The organism is Pseudomonas sp. IT-P294, assembly GCF_949767865.1.
Lineage (GTDB): Bacteria > Pseudomonadota > Gammaproteobacteria > Pseudomonadales > Pseudomonadaceae > Aquipseudomonas.
Genome location: NZ_CATKQW010000057.1, coordinates 1 through 14,488, shown reverse-complemented (window position 1 = coordinate 14,488; position 14,488 = coordinate 1). Strand labels below are relative to the sequence as shown.

At 50.7% G+C, this 14,488-nt stretch carries 15 protein-coding genes; 8 read left to right on the top strand and 7 right to left on the bottom strand.

The window, feature by feature from the left end; all coding sequences use genetic code 11:
* The first annotated feature begins 22 nt into the window (after positions 1 to 22).
* Entirely contained in the window at positions 23 to 1,324 is a 1,302-nt protein-coding gene (locus ACM6I0_RS27525) for a serine/threonine transporter (RefSeq protein WP_414923764.1), read from the top strand.
* A 215-nt stretch (positions 1,325 to 1,539) separates the two neighbouring features.
* On the top strand, positions 1,540 to 1,857 hold the full coding sequence (locus ACM6I0_RS27520; protein WP_285430924.1) for a DUF3509 domain-containing protein: 318 nt from the start codon (positions 1,540 to 1,542) through the stop codon (positions 1,855 to 1,857).
* Here the strand turns inward: ACM6I0_RS27520 and ACM6I0_RS27515 are convergent.
* Positions 1,854 to 2,354, bottom strand: a complete 501-nt coding sequence (locus ACM6I0_RS27515) for a phosphate-starvation-inducible protein PsiE (protein ID WP_222589840.1) — start codon at positions 2,352 to 2,354, stop codon at positions 1,854 to 1,856. The genes ACM6I0_RS27520 and ACM6I0_RS27515 overlap by 4 nt on opposite strands.
* Before the next feature lie 712 nt (positions 2,355 to 3,066).
* Here ACM6I0_RS27515 and ACM6I0_RS27510 point away from each other — a divergent pair.
* The 3 genes from ACM6I0_RS27510 to ACM6I0_RS27500 all read left to right on the top strand — a co-directional run bounded on the left by ACM6I0_RS27510 (position 3,067) and on the right by ACM6I0_RS27500 (position 6,106).
* Positions 3,067 to 3,333, top strand: a complete 267-nt coding sequence (locus ACM6I0_RS27510) for a YebG family protein (protein ID WP_414923763.1) — start codon at positions 3,067 to 3,069, stop codon at positions 3,331 to 3,333.
* 329 nt (positions 3,334 to 3,662) lie between these two features.
* Positions 3,663 to 4,790: a nucleoid-associated protein gene (locus tag ACM6I0_RS27505; RefSeq protein WP_414923762.1), complete on the top strand. Its 1,128-nt coding sequence runs from the start codon at positions 3,663 to 3,665 to the stop codon at positions 4,788 to 4,790.
* Entirely contained in the window at positions 4,787 to 6,106 is a 1,320-nt protein-coding gene (locus ACM6I0_RS27500; RefSeq protein WP_414923761.1) for a hypothetical protein, read from the top strand. Before ACM6I0_RS27505 ends, ACM6I0_RS27500 begins: the two co-directional genes overlap by 4 nt.
* Before the next feature lie 669 nt (positions 6,107 to 6,775).
* On the opposite strand, the gene ACM6I0_RS27495 is transcribed toward ACM6I0_RS27500, so the two are convergent.
* The 5 genes from ACM6I0_RS27495 to ACM6I0_RS27475 form a co-directional block, all read right to left on the bottom strand.
* Positions 6,776 to 7,135, bottom strand: a complete 360-nt coding sequence (locus ACM6I0_RS27495) for a nucleotidyltransferase domain-containing protein (RefSeq protein ID WP_414923760.1) — start codon at positions 7,133 to 7,135, stop codon at positions 6,776 to 6,778.
* A 279-nt stretch (positions 7,136 to 7,414) separates the two neighbouring features.
* Positions 7,415 to 7,645 (bottom strand): HNH endonuclease signature motif containing protein, encoded by a 231-nt coding sequence (locus ACM6I0_RS27490; RefSeq protein ID WP_414923759.1) that lies wholly within the window; start codon positions 7,643 to 7,645, stop codon positions 7,415 to 7,417.
* Positions 7,638 to 7,874, bottom strand: coding sequence for a hypothetical protein (locus tag ACM6I0_RS27485; protein WP_414923758.1), 237 nt, complete (start codon positions 7,872 to 7,874; stop codon positions 7,638 to 7,640). Before ACM6I0_RS27485 ends, ACM6I0_RS27490 begins: the two co-directional genes overlap by 8 nt.
* A gap of 13 nt (positions 7,875 to 7,887) precedes the next feature.
* The gene (locus ACM6I0_RS27480; RefSeq protein WP_414923757.1) at positions 7,888 to 8,166 is read right to left on the bottom strand and encodes a hypothetical protein; all 279 of its coding nucleotides are present in this window, start codon (positions 8,164 to 8,166) and stop codon (positions 7,888 to 7,890) included.
* 776 nt (positions 8,167 to 8,942) lie between these two features.
* Positions 8,943 to 10,256, bottom strand: coding sequence for a hypothetical protein (locus ACM6I0_RS27475; RefSeq protein ID WP_414923756.1), 1,314 nt, complete (start codon positions 10,254 to 10,256; stop codon positions 8,943 to 8,945).
* 191 nt (positions 10,257 to 10,447) lie between these two features.
* Between ACM6I0_RS27475 and ACM6I0_RS27470 the strand changes: the two genes are divergently transcribed.
* Together ACM6I0_RS27470 and ACM6I0_RS27465 are read left to right on the top strand one after the other, a co-directional pair.
* The gene (locus ACM6I0_RS27470; RefSeq protein WP_414923755.1) at positions 10,448 to 11,821 is read left to right on the top strand and encodes a transposase; all 1,374 of its coding nucleotides are present in this window, start codon (positions 10,448 to 10,450) and stop codon (positions 11,819 to 11,821) included.
* A 778-nt stretch (positions 11,822 to 12,599) separates the two neighbouring features.
* Positions 12,600 to 13,241: a hypothetical protein gene (locus tag ACM6I0_RS27465; protein WP_414923754.1), complete on the top strand. Its 642-nt coding sequence runs from the start codon at positions 12,600 to 12,602 to the stop codon at positions 13,239 to 13,241.
* A 236-nt stretch (positions 13,242 to 13,477) separates the two neighbouring features.
* On the opposite strand, the gene ACM6I0_RS27460 is transcribed toward ACM6I0_RS27465, so the two are convergent.
* The gene (locus ACM6I0_RS27460) at positions 13,478 to 13,696 is read right to left on the bottom strand and encodes a hypothetical protein (protein ID WP_414923753.1); all 219 of its coding nucleotides are present in this window, start codon (positions 13,694 to 13,696) and stop codon (positions 13,478 to 13,480) included.
* 233 nt (positions 13,697 to 13,929) lie between these two features.
* On the opposite strand from ACM6I0_RS27460, the gene ACM6I0_RS27455 reads away from it, so the two are divergent.
* Complete coding sequence (locus ACM6I0_RS27455) at positions 13,930 to 14,262, top strand: hypothetical protein (protein WP_414923752.1); 333 nt, start codon at positions 13,930 to 13,932, stop codon at positions 14,260 to 14,262.
* Positions 14,263 to 14,488: the final 226 nt, after the last annotated feature.

The following is a 14,488-nucleotide window of genomic DNA, read 5'->3' as shown; positions in this document are numbered from 1 at the left end:
AATAATAACGAGGCCAATAACGATGACCGATGTACGTACACCTGCTGCCGATAATCCCGCTGTAGACCTGACACGCCCTACCGAAACCGCCCACAAGGGTTGGAGTAAACACGACACCACCTGGATGCTCGGCCTCTACGGCACGGCGATTGGTGCGGGCACGCTGTTCCTGCCGATCAACGCCGGCGTGGGCGGTTTCTGGCCGCTGCTGATTCTGGCCGTGCTGGCGTTTCCAATGACTTATTTTGCTCACCGGGGCCTGACCCGTTTCGTGCTGTCCGGTCGTTCCGGGGACATCACCGAAGTGGTGGAAGAACACTTCGGCGTCGGCGCCGGCAAACTGATCACACTCCTGTATTTCTTTGCGATCTTCCCGATTCTGCTGGTGTATAGCGTGGCGCTGACCAACACCCTGAGCAGTTTCATGGAGCATCAGTTGCACATTGCCCCGCCACCCCGGGCGATCCTGTCGCTGGTGCTGATTCTCGGTCTGATGACCATCGTCCGTTGTGGCCAGGGCGTGATCGTCAAATGCATGAGCGTGCTGGTTTACCCGTTCGTCGCGGCGTTGCTGCTGCTCGGCCTCAGCCTGATCCCGAACTGGAACGGTGCATTCTTCGCCACCGCCAGCGAGGGCATGCCGCTGCCGTTGTTCTTCAAGACGCTGTGGCTGGCGATTCCGGTGATGGTGTTCTCGTTCAATCATTCGCCGATCATCTCTGCTTTCGCCGTCGATCAGAAACAGCGATATGGCGAGCAGGCTGAACGCAAGAGCAGCGGCATCCTCGCCATTGCCCACGCGATGATGGTGGTGACGGTGATGTTCTTCTGCTTCAGCTGCGTGCTGGCGCTGTCCCCGACGGACCTGGCGGCGGCCAAGGCGCAGAACATTTCGATCCTGTCGTACCTGGCCAACCACTTCCAGACCCCGGTCATCGCGTATGCCGCGCCGCTGATTGCGCTGGTGGCGATCACCAAATCCTTCCTCGGCCATTACATCGGCGCCAGCGAAGGCTTCCAGGGCCTGATCGTGAAAAGCCTGCGCGGCCGTGGCCGGGTGATGTCGTCCAGTTGGCTGAAACGCATCACCGCGCTGTTCATGATTCTCAGCTGCTGGGCCGTGGCAACGTTCAACCCGAGCATTCTGGGCATGATCGAAACGCTTGGCGGACCGATCATCGCGTGCCTGTTGTTCCTGATGCCGATGTACGCCATCCGTCGGGTGCCGGCCTTGCGCCAGTACTCGGGGCAGGCATCGAATGTGTTCGTGGTGTTGATCGGTTTGATTGCACTGTCAGCGATCATCTACTCGTTCATGCCCTGAAACGGGCAGGCAAAAAAAAGGCGGGCCACCGTGCCCGCCTGTTTTTTGCCGGGTTTATTGTTCGACAATTTTTCCGGCATGCCCCTTGCTACATCACCTGCGAGGCAAAAGGATTTTTGAAACCTCGGCGAGCAATCTGCCAATGGTCTGGTGGGGCGAACCAACCCGATCATGGCCGGTCAACTACTGCACGTTCAATCAGGCGGTGACGCATCATGGACAACCCCTTTCAGCTCATTACCGATGCCTTTGCGCCGGACTATCAGATCAATCTGAGCATTCAAGGTCTGGACGGCAGCATCATGCTGACCCTTTCCAATGGCGGTCGCGTAGTCGCCAAACGGATGATCAGCGCCGAGCAGCGCAATGATCCCAAGCGCCTCAAGCGCCTGGTGCAAAGCATTCAGTTCGGCATTGCTATCGAACAGGGTCACAGCGCCATGACCATCCTTGAAGCCATGACCGACGGCGACAATCGCAACCTGCCGCCGCCCTCTGTCAAAGGCCAGGCTCGCCCGGCCAGCAGGCTTTAAAGCTCGCCCTTCTCCACTTCGGGATGCTCACTGGACCCCGCACCGATCTTGCGCTGCGGGTGTTCGATCTTCACTGAAGGAAACTGCGACGACGCGTAGCGCACCACCAGAATCGAGAACGCCAGCAGCAAAATTCCGCCGCACAGGTAGATGATGCCGATGTCCGGCGGATTGTGGTGCGAGACGTTGGAGATCAACAGTCGCGTCAGCGCCGTGATCGCCACGTAGATCAGGAAACGCACCGGCATGTGGTTGGTCTTGAAGTAAATCCCGACCATCGCACCCAGTTCCAGGTAGATGAACAGCAGCAAGATGTCATCGATCTTGATGTGCCCTGCCTCGATCATCCCCAAAAACTCCATCACCGCCGCCCATGCAGTCACGGCACCAATGGCGAACAGCGCCATGTAATGGAAGGTTTCGACGAACAGGTTGCCCAGTGACTCGGCGAGTTGATGCACGTTCTGCCGCAGGTTCTCGGCCCAGTTGATTTTCACGATGATGCTTCCTTAGGTCGGTTCGACCGGATAATGCAAGTTGGACGTGACGGTTGTTCTGCATGCAGAAAAAAGGCCAGAGGCTGTGAATTGAGATGAAGGCCGAGTGACATGAGGCACGTCGGTGGTGTCTGGATAGACGCCATCGCGAGCAAGCTCGCTCCCACAGGGTCAGCGCTAATCCTGTGGGAGCGAGCTTGCTCGCGATGGCGGCACCACGGTTTAGCTGACAAACCCTGATTTCGGTCTACATTAAAAAGCCACTACCCAAAGCGCAGGGATTCGCTTATCCTTTTCGCTGTATATAAATACAGTGGTCGAAACAGACAACTAATGTGAAGGCATGTGAGGTGGTGAATGGCCGTCGAAGTGGTATACCGCAGCAGCCGAGATCTGGAGCGCTTGTTCATCGTTTTGCGGACCGACCAACTGCCTAGATACTACCTCTGATTTACATTGGCCTAGCATGAGCTGCTCTGGATCAAGGATCTGAGACGAACGGCCTCGTCGAGACCCTTCTCAAAAAAATTCGTGACTGTACAGTTTTGTCTTTGGCGAGGTGCCTAGATACGACGATCTGAACACGAAATCAGTAGGGCATTGGCCATGCACTGCATTATCTGACTGATTCGTAATGTGGAAGTCGTTTGATTTTTGTAAGCGAAACCGGGGATAGCTCCTCTTAAAATTGCACCTGATGACGAGGCCAAAAATGGCTGTTGAAACCCTATATCGCAGTACCCGCGACTTGGAGACTACATTCGTGGATCGTAAGCTAGCCGATGCACACGACCAAATGCTCGAACTGGCAGAGTCACTGACTGATGTCTTACTCAAAAATGTCGCCGGCTTGACTGAAAAGCAGGCTGAAGATGCCAGTATTTTTATGGCAAAAAATCGTGTGGTATTTGCAGCGGCTTTTAAAAACAACGTGGGAGCATTAGCAGAGCTCACGCAGTTGAACGATGAGGCAATCTAAATCTCTTTTTGATAGTAGACCTCGGCAGATCTTCACTTTTTCTGCCATACCGCCAACCAGTTGGCTCACGCTGAGGGACCCGGGCAGATGGGAGAACTCAGCGATACACGCAATGCGGTAGCCACCAAGCTAAGAAAACGCTTAAAACTGTCTAGACTGAGTTTAAAAATCTCTGACCCTTTCCACAAGAATCATGCTTATGTAAAGTGATGCCATTTAGGCATCATGGCTAAATGTCAGCCAATGTGGCTACGGAATGGCAACGCCGGTAAGGATGATAGCTTCCAAAAAACTAACATTTTTCGGTGCTCTTGAGGATAGGAAATAGTATGGACACAAAAATCAATTTCGCAGTAGTTCACGAACTGATAAAGGAGCAGCACAAAGCTATTCAGGAATCGAACATCAGGCCCAACGTTCTGGACATTACGATCCCTGCAGTAGATAAACTCATAGTTGGTGCCACTAGTATATATGGCCGAAAAAACAACACTGCTCACTATGGAACTTTTGCCGCAAAAACCGCTAGCGACTTCCCCAACGATTTTTCATCATACGCCTCACTTGCTAGCCATACCGAAAAATCCTTCCTGGAAATAACCTCCTCTGCCATGGTCGAACTTTACGACCAAGCAAAATCAGCTCACGCTTCCTCTGGTGGATACATCCTCTTCATTGATTATGAGAACGCTCAAGGCCGATTCTTAATGACATCAATGCTGAAGAAAAAAGATGGTCTTCGCCTAAATGAAAACCTCGTTCCGGAGGAGTTGATCGAACTGGACCTTAGCAGTCTTTACCATGCAGCGCGGATAAGCTTTAAAAGATTCGCCGAGTATAAGAATGCATCAGAATCAGAAAAACATGAGCTTAACTACTTGAGCTTCCTTAGCCAAAATGCTGGTCGGTCCGCAGCAGGCTATTTTGTTACTGCTCTTGGATGCGCCCTTGGTACAGCCTCTAGCACCGCAACCAAAAATCTCATAATAGAAAGTGCAAAATTCTTCCGAGATCGACCAGATCTAAAAAAACACCGACTGGCAGTCAAGGACGACATTCTTCGATACTTGGAAAAACAGAAAGACGCACAGGAATCAGCAAAACTGTCAGAAATTGAACATATCGCAAGGGCTTACTTTCCAGCCAGCTATGATGGCCAAGCGGATGACCTTGCAGATGAATTCACAAGCTATTTAAACAGCGAAGCTGTGGGCGTTCCAGTTGAGTTTCCGGTAAACAAAAGCGTGTTAGACAAGCACACCCATATTTTTTACAAATCTGAGAACTGGCAATTAAAATTTGATAGAGACGCGTTGGGCACCGGAATTGGCGCTGAAATCAGATTTATAAAAGAATCCAATCAACTAGTAATAAACAACTTACCTACCGATGTAATCACATTAATTCAAGAGGCGCTAGCTGATAGGACCGAGCCTACTGACTCGGCATCGAAATGATTTCCATCTCTGACTTCGTCAAAGCTTATAGGTGCCTTGAGCGGCCCCACTTTTCCAGCGAACTTAAGCTCGATTTAACTTTTGATAAATTCGATCCGAAAATTTGCGAAGTAATTAAGCTGTTACGTTCGTCAGATGCTGGACGCGTCGAGGAGATAGTTATAGATGGTGACGAAATAAAGGTTGACGCTTCAATCCCTGACGCCTGGACCAAGTTAGAGTTTTCTTTCAAACTGCACTCAACTGGCGACGTACACATTTATCAAAACCTCTCGCAACTAATAAATAAATCTAAAATAGTCAACCGAGGAACTTTACCAGAAGTTTTCTTTGTCATAGACGAAAACTACCTTTCTTCTGAAAAAACATGCTCAAACAAAAAAATCGACTCGCTGCGAAACCTGTGCCAATTAATATTATGCTTAGCAGACCTTGCTCACTATCACGATCAAAAATCCAACAACGAGTCTTACAAACTAGTATTCGTTAAAGAAGAAAGCATACAGTCGACAAAAACAATCATAATCGAACCTCACATCACTGAGGAACTACTTACTTTTGAAATTGAACCAACAACCATACAAGGACTGATGGAAAAAAATATCGACAAAAACCCTCAACTGCTCAAAGAGCGATCTATTTTCCGCACATCGGTAACAGAGTTTTTAGATGGTACAGTAGACACCAAAGAAAAATTCTATCTACTTGTACAAGCATGGGGCAGTTTCATATCTTTATTCCAGAACAACCTTGATACTTATCTGAGCGGCTTCTCATTCCACAAAGCCAAACAGGAAGTCGCTAACGCAGAACTAACAATTGCTGAACAACTATCAAAAATCGTTAGTGACATCAGCGGAAAAGTTTTAAGCATTCCGATCTCCCTAGTTGCTACCATCGCGATCGTCAAAGCCGATAATTGCCTTGAGAGCTCGGTTATAGTACTAGGAGTACTAATGGCTTCTGGAATCCTCGCCGAAACACTTTCCGCTCAAAAATTACAATTTGAGAGAATCAAACATTCTCGCTCAATAATATTTTCTTCACATGAGAAAAAGTCTACGCAATACCCTAAGGATCTGCAGGCCTTTTTGTCGTCAGCGATATCTGGACTTGACAAGAATGAACGCAAACTAAAAAACTCACTTAGATTTTTACGACTACTTTGTTGGTTGCCTGCCTTAACCGCTGCGACGGCGCACGCGTATCTATATAAAGCGGAGCTTGTACTGTCTTGGACCACCATCATTGGTTACTTTATTAAAACTCAAGATGAGCTTATTCAAATGCTACCCTCCATTCACCTCCCTTACTAAAAGCGCCTCGTACCACCGCCAATTTCCCACGCATTGCTGACATCGATTAAACAGAACTTGGCGCCCTTGCAACTTCGTTATTTCACGTCGACTTCAAAGTTACCCAGATCATTACGCGGCGCTCTATGCGCAACCCGGCGCAATGCGAGCAAGCTTTGCTCAGTTCCTTGAGTTCAGTCAGGATGCAATCGACAACAGGACGTTCCTTGCGCAGGGCAAGCTTCAAATGCCTGTCTTGGCCTTAGGTGGAGAAGCTACATTTGGCCCTATGATCGGCGAGGTTTTGCGATGTGTCGCCGATAACCTCGAGCATGTGATCATTCCGGATTGCGGGCACTGGATCACGGAAGAGCAGCAGGTGACAACAGACTTAGTGGTCGACTTCCTGCATCGTCGTACGTGAGTTAATCAGCTTGATATAGCAGAGAAAAGGGACGGATCAATTTTCCAGAAAATAAATCCTAACCCTATTCCTGCATCCTTGGTGCGTCGAGCCTCTACTTGCCGTACGAATCTGTACCAAGATTGCAGTCTCAGACAGTAGAAAGATAGCTATAGTGGCGAAATAGGCCCTTCGTGACGGACAGCAATCGGCCAAAAGCGGTCGGTCAGTAATGGCTGCTACGCACCAAAGCAAACGTTCGATTGAAGCGAGGTGAGCTTTGGCTACTAAGCATTGTAATGTTCCCACACAACTATACCGTCATGCTGGCACGCATACGGTACAAAATCATTTTTTTCAGGATTGCTAATCTCTGATCGAGATTTCGTTGATATTAATAGATCAATCTTCTTAACGCCGTGCTGCTGATAATACTGACGGAAGCTCTCAAGCAACTGTTCGTTGCGCCCTATAAGTACGTCCTGCGGTGCATCGTCGTCCACTACTGCAACAAAATCGTGATCACTGTCTGCTCTGTAATCCCCGCGTGCGCGACTACCTATTAGAATAAGCTTTTGATAGCCACTGCCATTTAGTCGCAGCAGACAGAACGAATGCGTTAAGTTTTTTATGCGTTCGTCAAGCATAGATATTCCACCTATCTAAATTTTGTGTATGGCTGTGTGGCCGCACAATTGAATTTCTCTCAAAGTTTAACATTGATAAAAATACGCTTTCAATCTATCTGAGCAGTGATGAAAAATCCCACAACGCACAACGTATAGAATTGCATCCGCAAACCTATAACATGGGGATTTATCAATCGCTTGCCTCTATCGGGTCTTATACTAATAACACCACTAATCGGTAGTTGTTACTGCTAGCCGCTGCGAAGAGGCCATAAACAGGTGATTTAACAATGGCTACTAAAGCCTGTAAATCCTGACGCCTGGATTTTTTGTATGGTATTCAATATGGCATGCGCGGCATAAAGGAATAATTATATGACTATCCGCAGCACCTCCTATGTGATACTCGATAATATGGTGGCCTTGGGCGTCATCCGCTACTAGACCACATTTCCTACAGCGATAGCCTGCTTCCTTTACAGCTTCACGCTGAGCTTTTCGATGCGCATATGGGCGAGGCTTACTCATTTGCTTCAATGGCCGCCCAATCTTCATCACTCCACACATCGCCATCGTCTGAATCTCCAAGCAAGTCACGGCGAGCTTCAGGTGCAAGAAGTTTTTCAGGCGGCCCAGCAACTACGACTATATCGTCAGTGAATTGCTTTAGGCCAGTCGCGTATTTAAGAATATCGCCCTCATCATCTTCATCAACTCCCTTTACCCAGATGAGCATGTCTATTTTCTTGCCGCTCATACTAACATCCTCTTTAAAGAGTATAAGCTCGAACAGTTTTTTCATCCCCTAACGAATCACCGCTGCCCTTACAGGTTTTTACCAAAGGCGTACTTTGCACCTTGGAAACCAAAATCTCATGATCCGTTTTAATTTTAAACAAACCTTGATCATTTTTTTCTACAAGAAAAACCTTGTAGGTATTATCGCTTTTCTTGACGGTCAAGGTAATTGATTCGTGCTGGCAAATCGTGCTTACAAGCTCATCACCTTCCGCAAGTATCTGAATATCTATCTTCTGAGTCTTACTCATGCTGATTCTCGATAGTTAGAAATTGCCATTTTATTACGGTAAATTTGTATAATTCCAGAACCTGATCTGTGTCAACTCTACTTTAGGTTTACTTGTTCACTGGATGTACTCCTTAATTTGAGTCTGGAGTTGTACGGCTCAGGTCGTGGCTGTACCAAAGATTCTACGATTCAGATCAGACGAGCCTATACCTTAGCGAGCAATGATAGCCAATGCCAACCTCTGAACCGAATTGACCAAGACTAGCTTATGCTATGGAGTGGCACTGGGAGTGCCATCCCTGTCGATCAGCTCTCAGCATCGAGTCCAGGCTCGACTTCCAGATTGCTAAACAATAACTGTCTCATTGCCGCTCTGGAAGCTTTTAGTCATTCCGTCTACATGACCGTCTACACCAGCCTCCAAGTCTGAAAGACCCGGCAGAAACCTGAAGCCCATCGTTCAAATGTTCGCGAGCACCTTTGCGAGCGAGCGCTTACTCTGGCAGTTTGAGGCAACCAGATGGCAACGGGATGACACCTATGGGTCGAAAAGGGCCGCTCGCTATTAGCCGTTCTCTGCCTGTCATGCCCACACGGTGTACTGGTCAAATGCGATGCAAATGGGTGGGCAAGCCTGTGCAATTACCCATCAGCTTTTACTTGGGGTCAGGATATGGCCAACACCTGGGTTGTTGGTGATTCTTGGGGAGTTCAATACGGCCCTGATAATTGGACAATTGGTTATGATGAGCCAGCGGCAACTGCGCAGGTTGCGGGGCAGTCCAGTGTGGGATTTCAGTTTCTGGTGGTCGCGACAAGAATGGGCTTTGTACCGTTCCGCCCTTTAAAGACCATTGTCACATCGACCACCGTATCCATTCCCTCAAAAAACACATCCGCGTTGACCCCATCGAGCCGTTTCTTCAGAGGGGTAGTGCTGGTGATGTGGCGGCTCAGTAGGCTTTCAAAGTCAGCCATATTGCTATCAATCCAGCTCTTCAGATCGGTTCTGAGCTGATCGATTGGCTTGAGCTTTTTACCCGTGGGCTTTCGCTTGGGTCCTAGCGTGTCGAGAACGCTGATCTCGTCGATTGAGTAGAGAACCGGGACCATGCACAGTTCGGTCCCGCTCTCGTTCTTCAAGATGGCAACAAGAGTCGTGTCGGAAGGCGCCCGAGCAAGATCTTTTGGGGTGACGGAGAGTGTCACATCCACCCGATCGAACGGTTTAGGCAGAATCCCACCAATGGTCATGCTTTGAGCGAATTTCGTGATTTGTTGGCTCGCAAGCCGTGCCCAGCCGACCTTCTGTTGATTGAGCACGCATAGGCAACGGCTCGACTTAATCATCCGGGGGAGGTCGATGCCGTTCTTCCTGGTCCACTGGAGCAGGTCAACCTTCGCATCAAATTTCAGTCGTGCAGAGCCCTCAGATGGCTTTACTGTTCCGGTGTATATCGTGCCGGAAGGTGCACCAGACCGCACGGCAGCACCAATTGCAGCTAGGTTCTTAGCCTTTCGTGCAGCTCTCTCTTGTTCCTGCTGATCCCGAGCAACCTGGACTCGGTTGGCTTGGTAGGTATCGGCTTCACCCTGAATCTTGGACATCGCTTCGTTGAATTCTTCGAAAGCCTTTTTGGCTACGCGAACATCCTTCTCCATCCGAAACACCCTGGCCCAGTCGATCAATTCCAGATCCGGGTCGTCAATCCAATCATTGACCACGCTCCGAACTCGGTCACAAGAATTGGCTTTACTGTTATCGAAACAAACACTCAACTCCTTATTTTTCGAGGCCCCCCTGAAGGTAAGGTTCTGGCTGCCGAGTGTGACGAAGTCAGCCTCGTCCATGATGACTTTCGCATGAAGGTCCTTTACCTCGTAAATCGTGCACTTGTTGATGAGCAACAGCTTGAAGGCAGCGATTGTTGACGCCATACAGACGAAGTCCCTTACCTCGAACCGTGTGTAAAACGTTGCTTGCTTCTTGGCCAAGAGCTTAAGCGTGCTGTTTTTTGTGATGTAGGGGGACAGCACTGTCAGAGGCGTGGTGGCTTCTCGGATCTGCCGATTCCATCGAGGAGCCAAATTGGTTCTGATTCGGATCATTCAACCGTCCCTGGTCTGCCTGGGCGCGAGGCGCGGGGTATATTGGAATACCTCCAGTATACCGCTGGCGCAGCTGACCATCACACGCTGTAACCTTGATCGGCAGAGAACGGCCGATTCTGTTGAAAAAGTAGCTCCCCTGTCTGGCCTGCGGCAAAATCCGCGCATCGGCCAGCAGGGAAGCACGCAGCATGATGGGACAGTTATCGAGTGGGCAGGAACGACTGTTTTACTCGTTCAACCTTGAAGATCACATCCCAGCCAATCACCTTCTGCGCAGCATTGATCGGTGTCTCGATCTGAGCGACTTGCGCCATTACCTCGCCGATTTTTACAGCCCAATTGGGCGTCCTTCGATTGACCCTGAGCTGATGATCCGCATGCTGATCGTGGGCTATTGCTACGGTATTCGCTCCGAGCGGCGGCTGTACGAAGAGACCCTTTTGAACCTGGCGTATCGCTGGTTCTGCCGGTTAAGCCTTGAAGATGAAGTCCCCAATCACTCGATCTTTTCCAAAAATAGACACGGCCGTTTTCGGGACAGCGATCTCTTTCGCTGGCTGTTCAATGAAGTGCTGCGTCGTTGCATGGACGCCGGCCTGGTCAAAGGTGAAGGATTTGCCGTGGACGCCAGCATCATCAAAGCGGATGCCAGCCGGCAGCGCGGTGTACCGGGTGATGAACCGGTCAACTGGAGCGATCCGGCCCTGAGCACCCGCGCCGTGCGTGAGTATCTTGAAGCCCTCGATGAAGAGGCTCTGGCCGAAACGCTACCGAAGCGCCTGTCGCTGACTGATCCTCAAGCCCGCTGGACCGCAGCTCCAGGTGGCCCAGCGTTCTACGCTTACTCCACGAATTATCTGATCGATACCGAGCACGGCGTGATCATGGATGTGGAACCCACACCGGCTCATCGAACCGCAGAAGTCGAGAGCACCAAGACGATGATCGATCGCGTTGAGGCGCAGTTCGACATCAAGCCGGAACGCCTCATTGGCGACACCGCTTACGGAACCGCGCCGATGCTGGCCTGGATGGTGGAGGAAAAAGACATCGAGCCACATGTGCCGGTGTGGGACAAAACCGAGCGCAAGAACGACAGTTTTTCGAGCAACGATTTCCGCTGGAATGAAGAGACTGAGGAATACCGCTGCCCGGCTGGCAATGCATTACGTAGCGAATGGCGAGCCTTCAAGAACGAGCGTTCGCACGTCACCAAAGCCAACACCATCATCTTCCGATCCAGGCAGACCGACTGCTTTGCCTGTCCGATGAAAGCCAAGTGCTGCCCGAACACTGCGTTTCGCAAGATCGCCCGCAGCGTCCATGAAGCCGCGCGCGATGTGGCTCGGCGCATCGCAGCGACACCTGCGTACGTGCGCTCTCGCCACGAACGTAAGAAGGTCGAAATGTTGTTTGCCCACCTCAAGCGCATCCTGAAACTGGATCGCTTGCGACTACGTGGCATGAGTGACGCGACCGATGAATTCACGCTGGCCGCTGCGGTGCAGAACCTGCGACGGCTGGCCAAATTTACCTCTCAGGGGCCACCTGTCACGGGATAGGTGCGCCTGCACTCAGCAATAAACCTCAAATTAACCCACTAACTGAGCAGCAACGGTCAACGAAGGGCCGAGAAACCACTCAATGTGGTGAGTCGGTTCTTAGGCGATGGTCGTGCCTGAGTTCAGGTCAGCTGAAAATCCGACTTTTTCAACAGAATCGGCCAAAAGCGGTCGGTCGTGTCCGTCTGCTGCGGGCCGATTCTGTTGATCACGGACCACACGCTCGGCGGGTAGCGACAGGTCGATTTCCAAACTCGCATGCTACCTGTTGATCAAGATTCTGCAAAAAACCTCGAAAAGTAAAATCTGACAATCTCCGGGTCCTTGAGCCCCATACCGAGAAACATCTCAAGCTGATCTCCGAGGGCGGAGAGAAGCGCATGGCGAGCTATAGTGACGGCGCTTATCGTTTGCGGATCGGTAGCTTTGGTAATGCCACAGCAGGCAAGATTCCAAGGAACATCATCACCAGAGGGCATCGTTGTGCGTACGGCCTTCAGTATCAGAAGGCAGCTACAGCACTGGGGCTGCCGGTGCATGGGGCTGGCCAGCCATTGTCGATCGCAGATTTTCTCATCCGATTCCTCTCGGAGGAGCTTGTGGTAGATCCATTCGGAAGTCGAATGATGACAGGCCTAGCGGCCGAAATGCTGAACCGGACTTGGACGTGCGGGGAATTGAATCTTCAATACGTTCGGGGCGGAGCAGAGCTTTTTCAACCTCAATCCGGAAAGTGAAAGGGCCTTCGCATAGTTGGCCTGGTACCAAGGAGCGCGATTTGACCGCAATTGATGTGAAACTTCTTCCCGGGTATTTCAAGAAGTATCACTGGGGAAAGCACCATGGTGTCTACGGCTACCCAGCCGACACCTTCCCTTCGTTCAGCTGGATAAAGTCGCTTGAGGAGCGCGGGGCCTGGCTTGTCTCGGTGACAGAGGTGAAGACGGCTCCGACGAATTTGATTCGTGAAATACTGGATTGGGGCGGCGGCGCTGGGCCTCGAATGAAGTTCGAGGTGGGTTTGGGGAATGATTGTCTGCTGGCGCAAGTTCAGTTGGTCGTCGGCAACATCGATAATCCCACAGTTGCGATTGAAAACGCCCTGCAGATACCCGGTTGTGGTCTCACGTACGCATCCAAATTTTTGAGATTTCTCCGACCAGAGATCCACGCAAGCTTAGATAACCGGATTCGACGGGCACTGCTGAATGGAAGTTTGTTGAGGAGAATCACAGATGGTGACGACCCGTCTATGATCCGTGGTTACGTTGCGTTCCTAGAACTTCTCACGACCCTCTTGAGGGAGCTAGAGGAAGCTGGTATCAAGCGACCGGACTGTGACCTACCCAGAGGTAAGTCACCTACAGGCTGGCGAGTGGCTGACATCGAGATGGCCATTTTTGCCTGGGCGGATCAGTAGCCGCAGAAGAATCAAGAAGGCCAGGTCTTTCCGCCCAAAGCAAACGACACGCTCGTTGCTGGGTAATTGCACAGACTTGCCCACCCATTTGCATTCGACCTGACCAATCATTTACATCGGATTGACCATCACACTGCGTGGCCATGACCGGCAGAGAACGTCCCATAGCCGCCGGTCAATTGTGTCTACAAAATCGGGGGGCATTCAAATCAGAGGGCAGTCTTGCGCTGAGTAATTTATGACTGGCGTATCATCAAAATGGAATCTGTAATGGCTTGAGCATTAGTGTCCAGCGTTTCCATGGCCGACATCGCATTTGCGGCGACACTGCCTACCCCGTTTTCTGAGAGCCACTTGGTTATTTCTTCTATAGCTGCACTTAAGGCGTGCTGGTTGTGGAGGAGTAATGTCAGAGCGTCCGCCGTGGCGATCTTGCGGTCTGAGTTATCTGGCATGGCGGTCGTCCTTGAGGAATGATGCCGGAAGCCTAGCTCATCTCGTCCTTGGCTGAGACTGGCCGACAGTTGCCCGCCATGATAGGCGGCAGATGGACAGATGCTGCCGCTCGCCGTTTCTGCTTTGGTGGCCTTTGTCACTTCAGGTCAGACCCTGCGACGCTTTACTACAGAGTCCGGCCATCCTGATAGAATCGATCAGGTTATCGATAACACCCTTCTGAGAAAATGGTATGAATAGGGAATTGATGGAAGATGAGATGCGCCGGGCGCTATTCGGTGATTCTGAGCCCTCTGCGCCGGCAATTAACTCAGACGTGCAGGACACAGTCCCGGATGTTGTGATCTTGCAACCGTTGAAGGCAGCGAAGAAAAAGGCAGTTTCAAAAGGCTTCACACCTAGGTTGAGAGTTACGCTCCGTGTGGGAAACGAATTTGAAGGCGAGATGCACGAGATGGTACATGAGGCCGATACGCTGAGCTCCCTAGTTGCAGAACAAGAAGCTACTAAGACGGCCAGAAAGAAATTCAGGTTTGTGGAAGTAGTCTCGGTCAAATCGATGTAAGTGGGTACTCTCACTTTTCGCCCGCTGGGCATTAAGGCGCATTAACTTACCGCGGGTCACCAAACAGATTCGTGTCGATTGATGCCTCAAATGTCAGGGGCGTTAGCCGTATCCCGGATTATCACACCATCCCACTCTCAATGTTTAACTGGTCGCCAACCCGAGCCACATATCTGAGGGTGACGAAAGGCACGACCCATAGCTGCCTGTGGTGAGTGGCGGCAAC

What these genes read in the sequence shown, in the direction of transcription:
- ACM6I0_RS27505 (WP_414923762.1), top strand. Translation starts at nt 3,663, where the DNA reads ATGGACACAAAAATCAATTTCGCAGTAGTTCACGAACTGATAAAGGAG.
- ACM6I0_RS27455 (WP_414923752.1), top strand. Translation starts at nt 13,930, where the DNA reads ATGAATAGGGAATTGATGGAAGATGAGATGCGCCGGGCGCTATTCGGT.
- ACM6I0_RS27510 (WP_414923763.1), top strand. Translation starts at nt 3,067, where the DNA reads ATGGCTGTTGAAACCCTATATCGCAGTACCCGCGACTTGGAGACTACA.
- ACM6I0_RS27470 (WP_414923755.1), top strand. Translation starts at nt 10,448, where the DNA reads ATGATGGGACAGTTATCGAGTGGGCAGGAACGACTGTTTTACTCGTTC.
- ACM6I0_RS27475 (WP_414923756.1), bottom strand. Translation starts at nt 10,256, where the DNA reads ATGATCCGAATCAGAACCAATTTGGCTCCTCGATGGAATCGGCAGATC.
- ACM6I0_RS27490 (WP_414923759.1), bottom strand. Translation starts at nt 7,645, where the DNA reads ATGAGTAAGCCTCGCCCATATGCGCATCGAAAAGCTCAGCGTGAAGCT.
- ACM6I0_RS27480 (WP_414923757.1), bottom strand. Translation starts at nt 8,166, where the DNA reads ATGAGTAAGACTCAGAAGATAGATATTCAGATACTTGCGGAAGGTGAT.
- ACM6I0_RS27525 (WP_414923764.1), top strand. Translation starts at nt 23, where the DNA reads ATGACCGATGTACGTACACCTGCTGCCGATAATCCCGCTGTAGACCTG.
- ACM6I0_RS27520 (WP_285430924.1), top strand. Translation starts at nt 1,540, where the DNA reads ATGGACAACCCCTTTCAGCTCATTACCGATGCCTTTGCGCCGGACTAT.
- ACM6I0_RS27485 (WP_414923758.1), bottom strand. Translation starts at nt 7,874, where the DNA reads ATGAGCGGCAAGAAAATAGACATGCTCATCTGGGTAAAGGGAGTTGAT.
- ACM6I0_RS27495 (WP_414923760.1), bottom strand. Translation starts at nt 7,135, where the DNA reads ATGCTTGACGAACGCATAAAAAACTTAACGCATTCGTTCTGTCTGCTG.
- ACM6I0_RS27460 (WP_414923753.1), bottom strand. Translation starts at nt 13,696, where the DNA reads ATGCCAGATAACTCAGACCGCAAGATCGCCACGGCGGACGCTCTGACA.
- ACM6I0_RS27500 (WP_414923761.1), top strand. Translation starts at nt 4,787, where the DNA reads ATGATTTCCATCTCTGACTTCGTCAAAGCTTATAGGTGCCTTGAGCGG.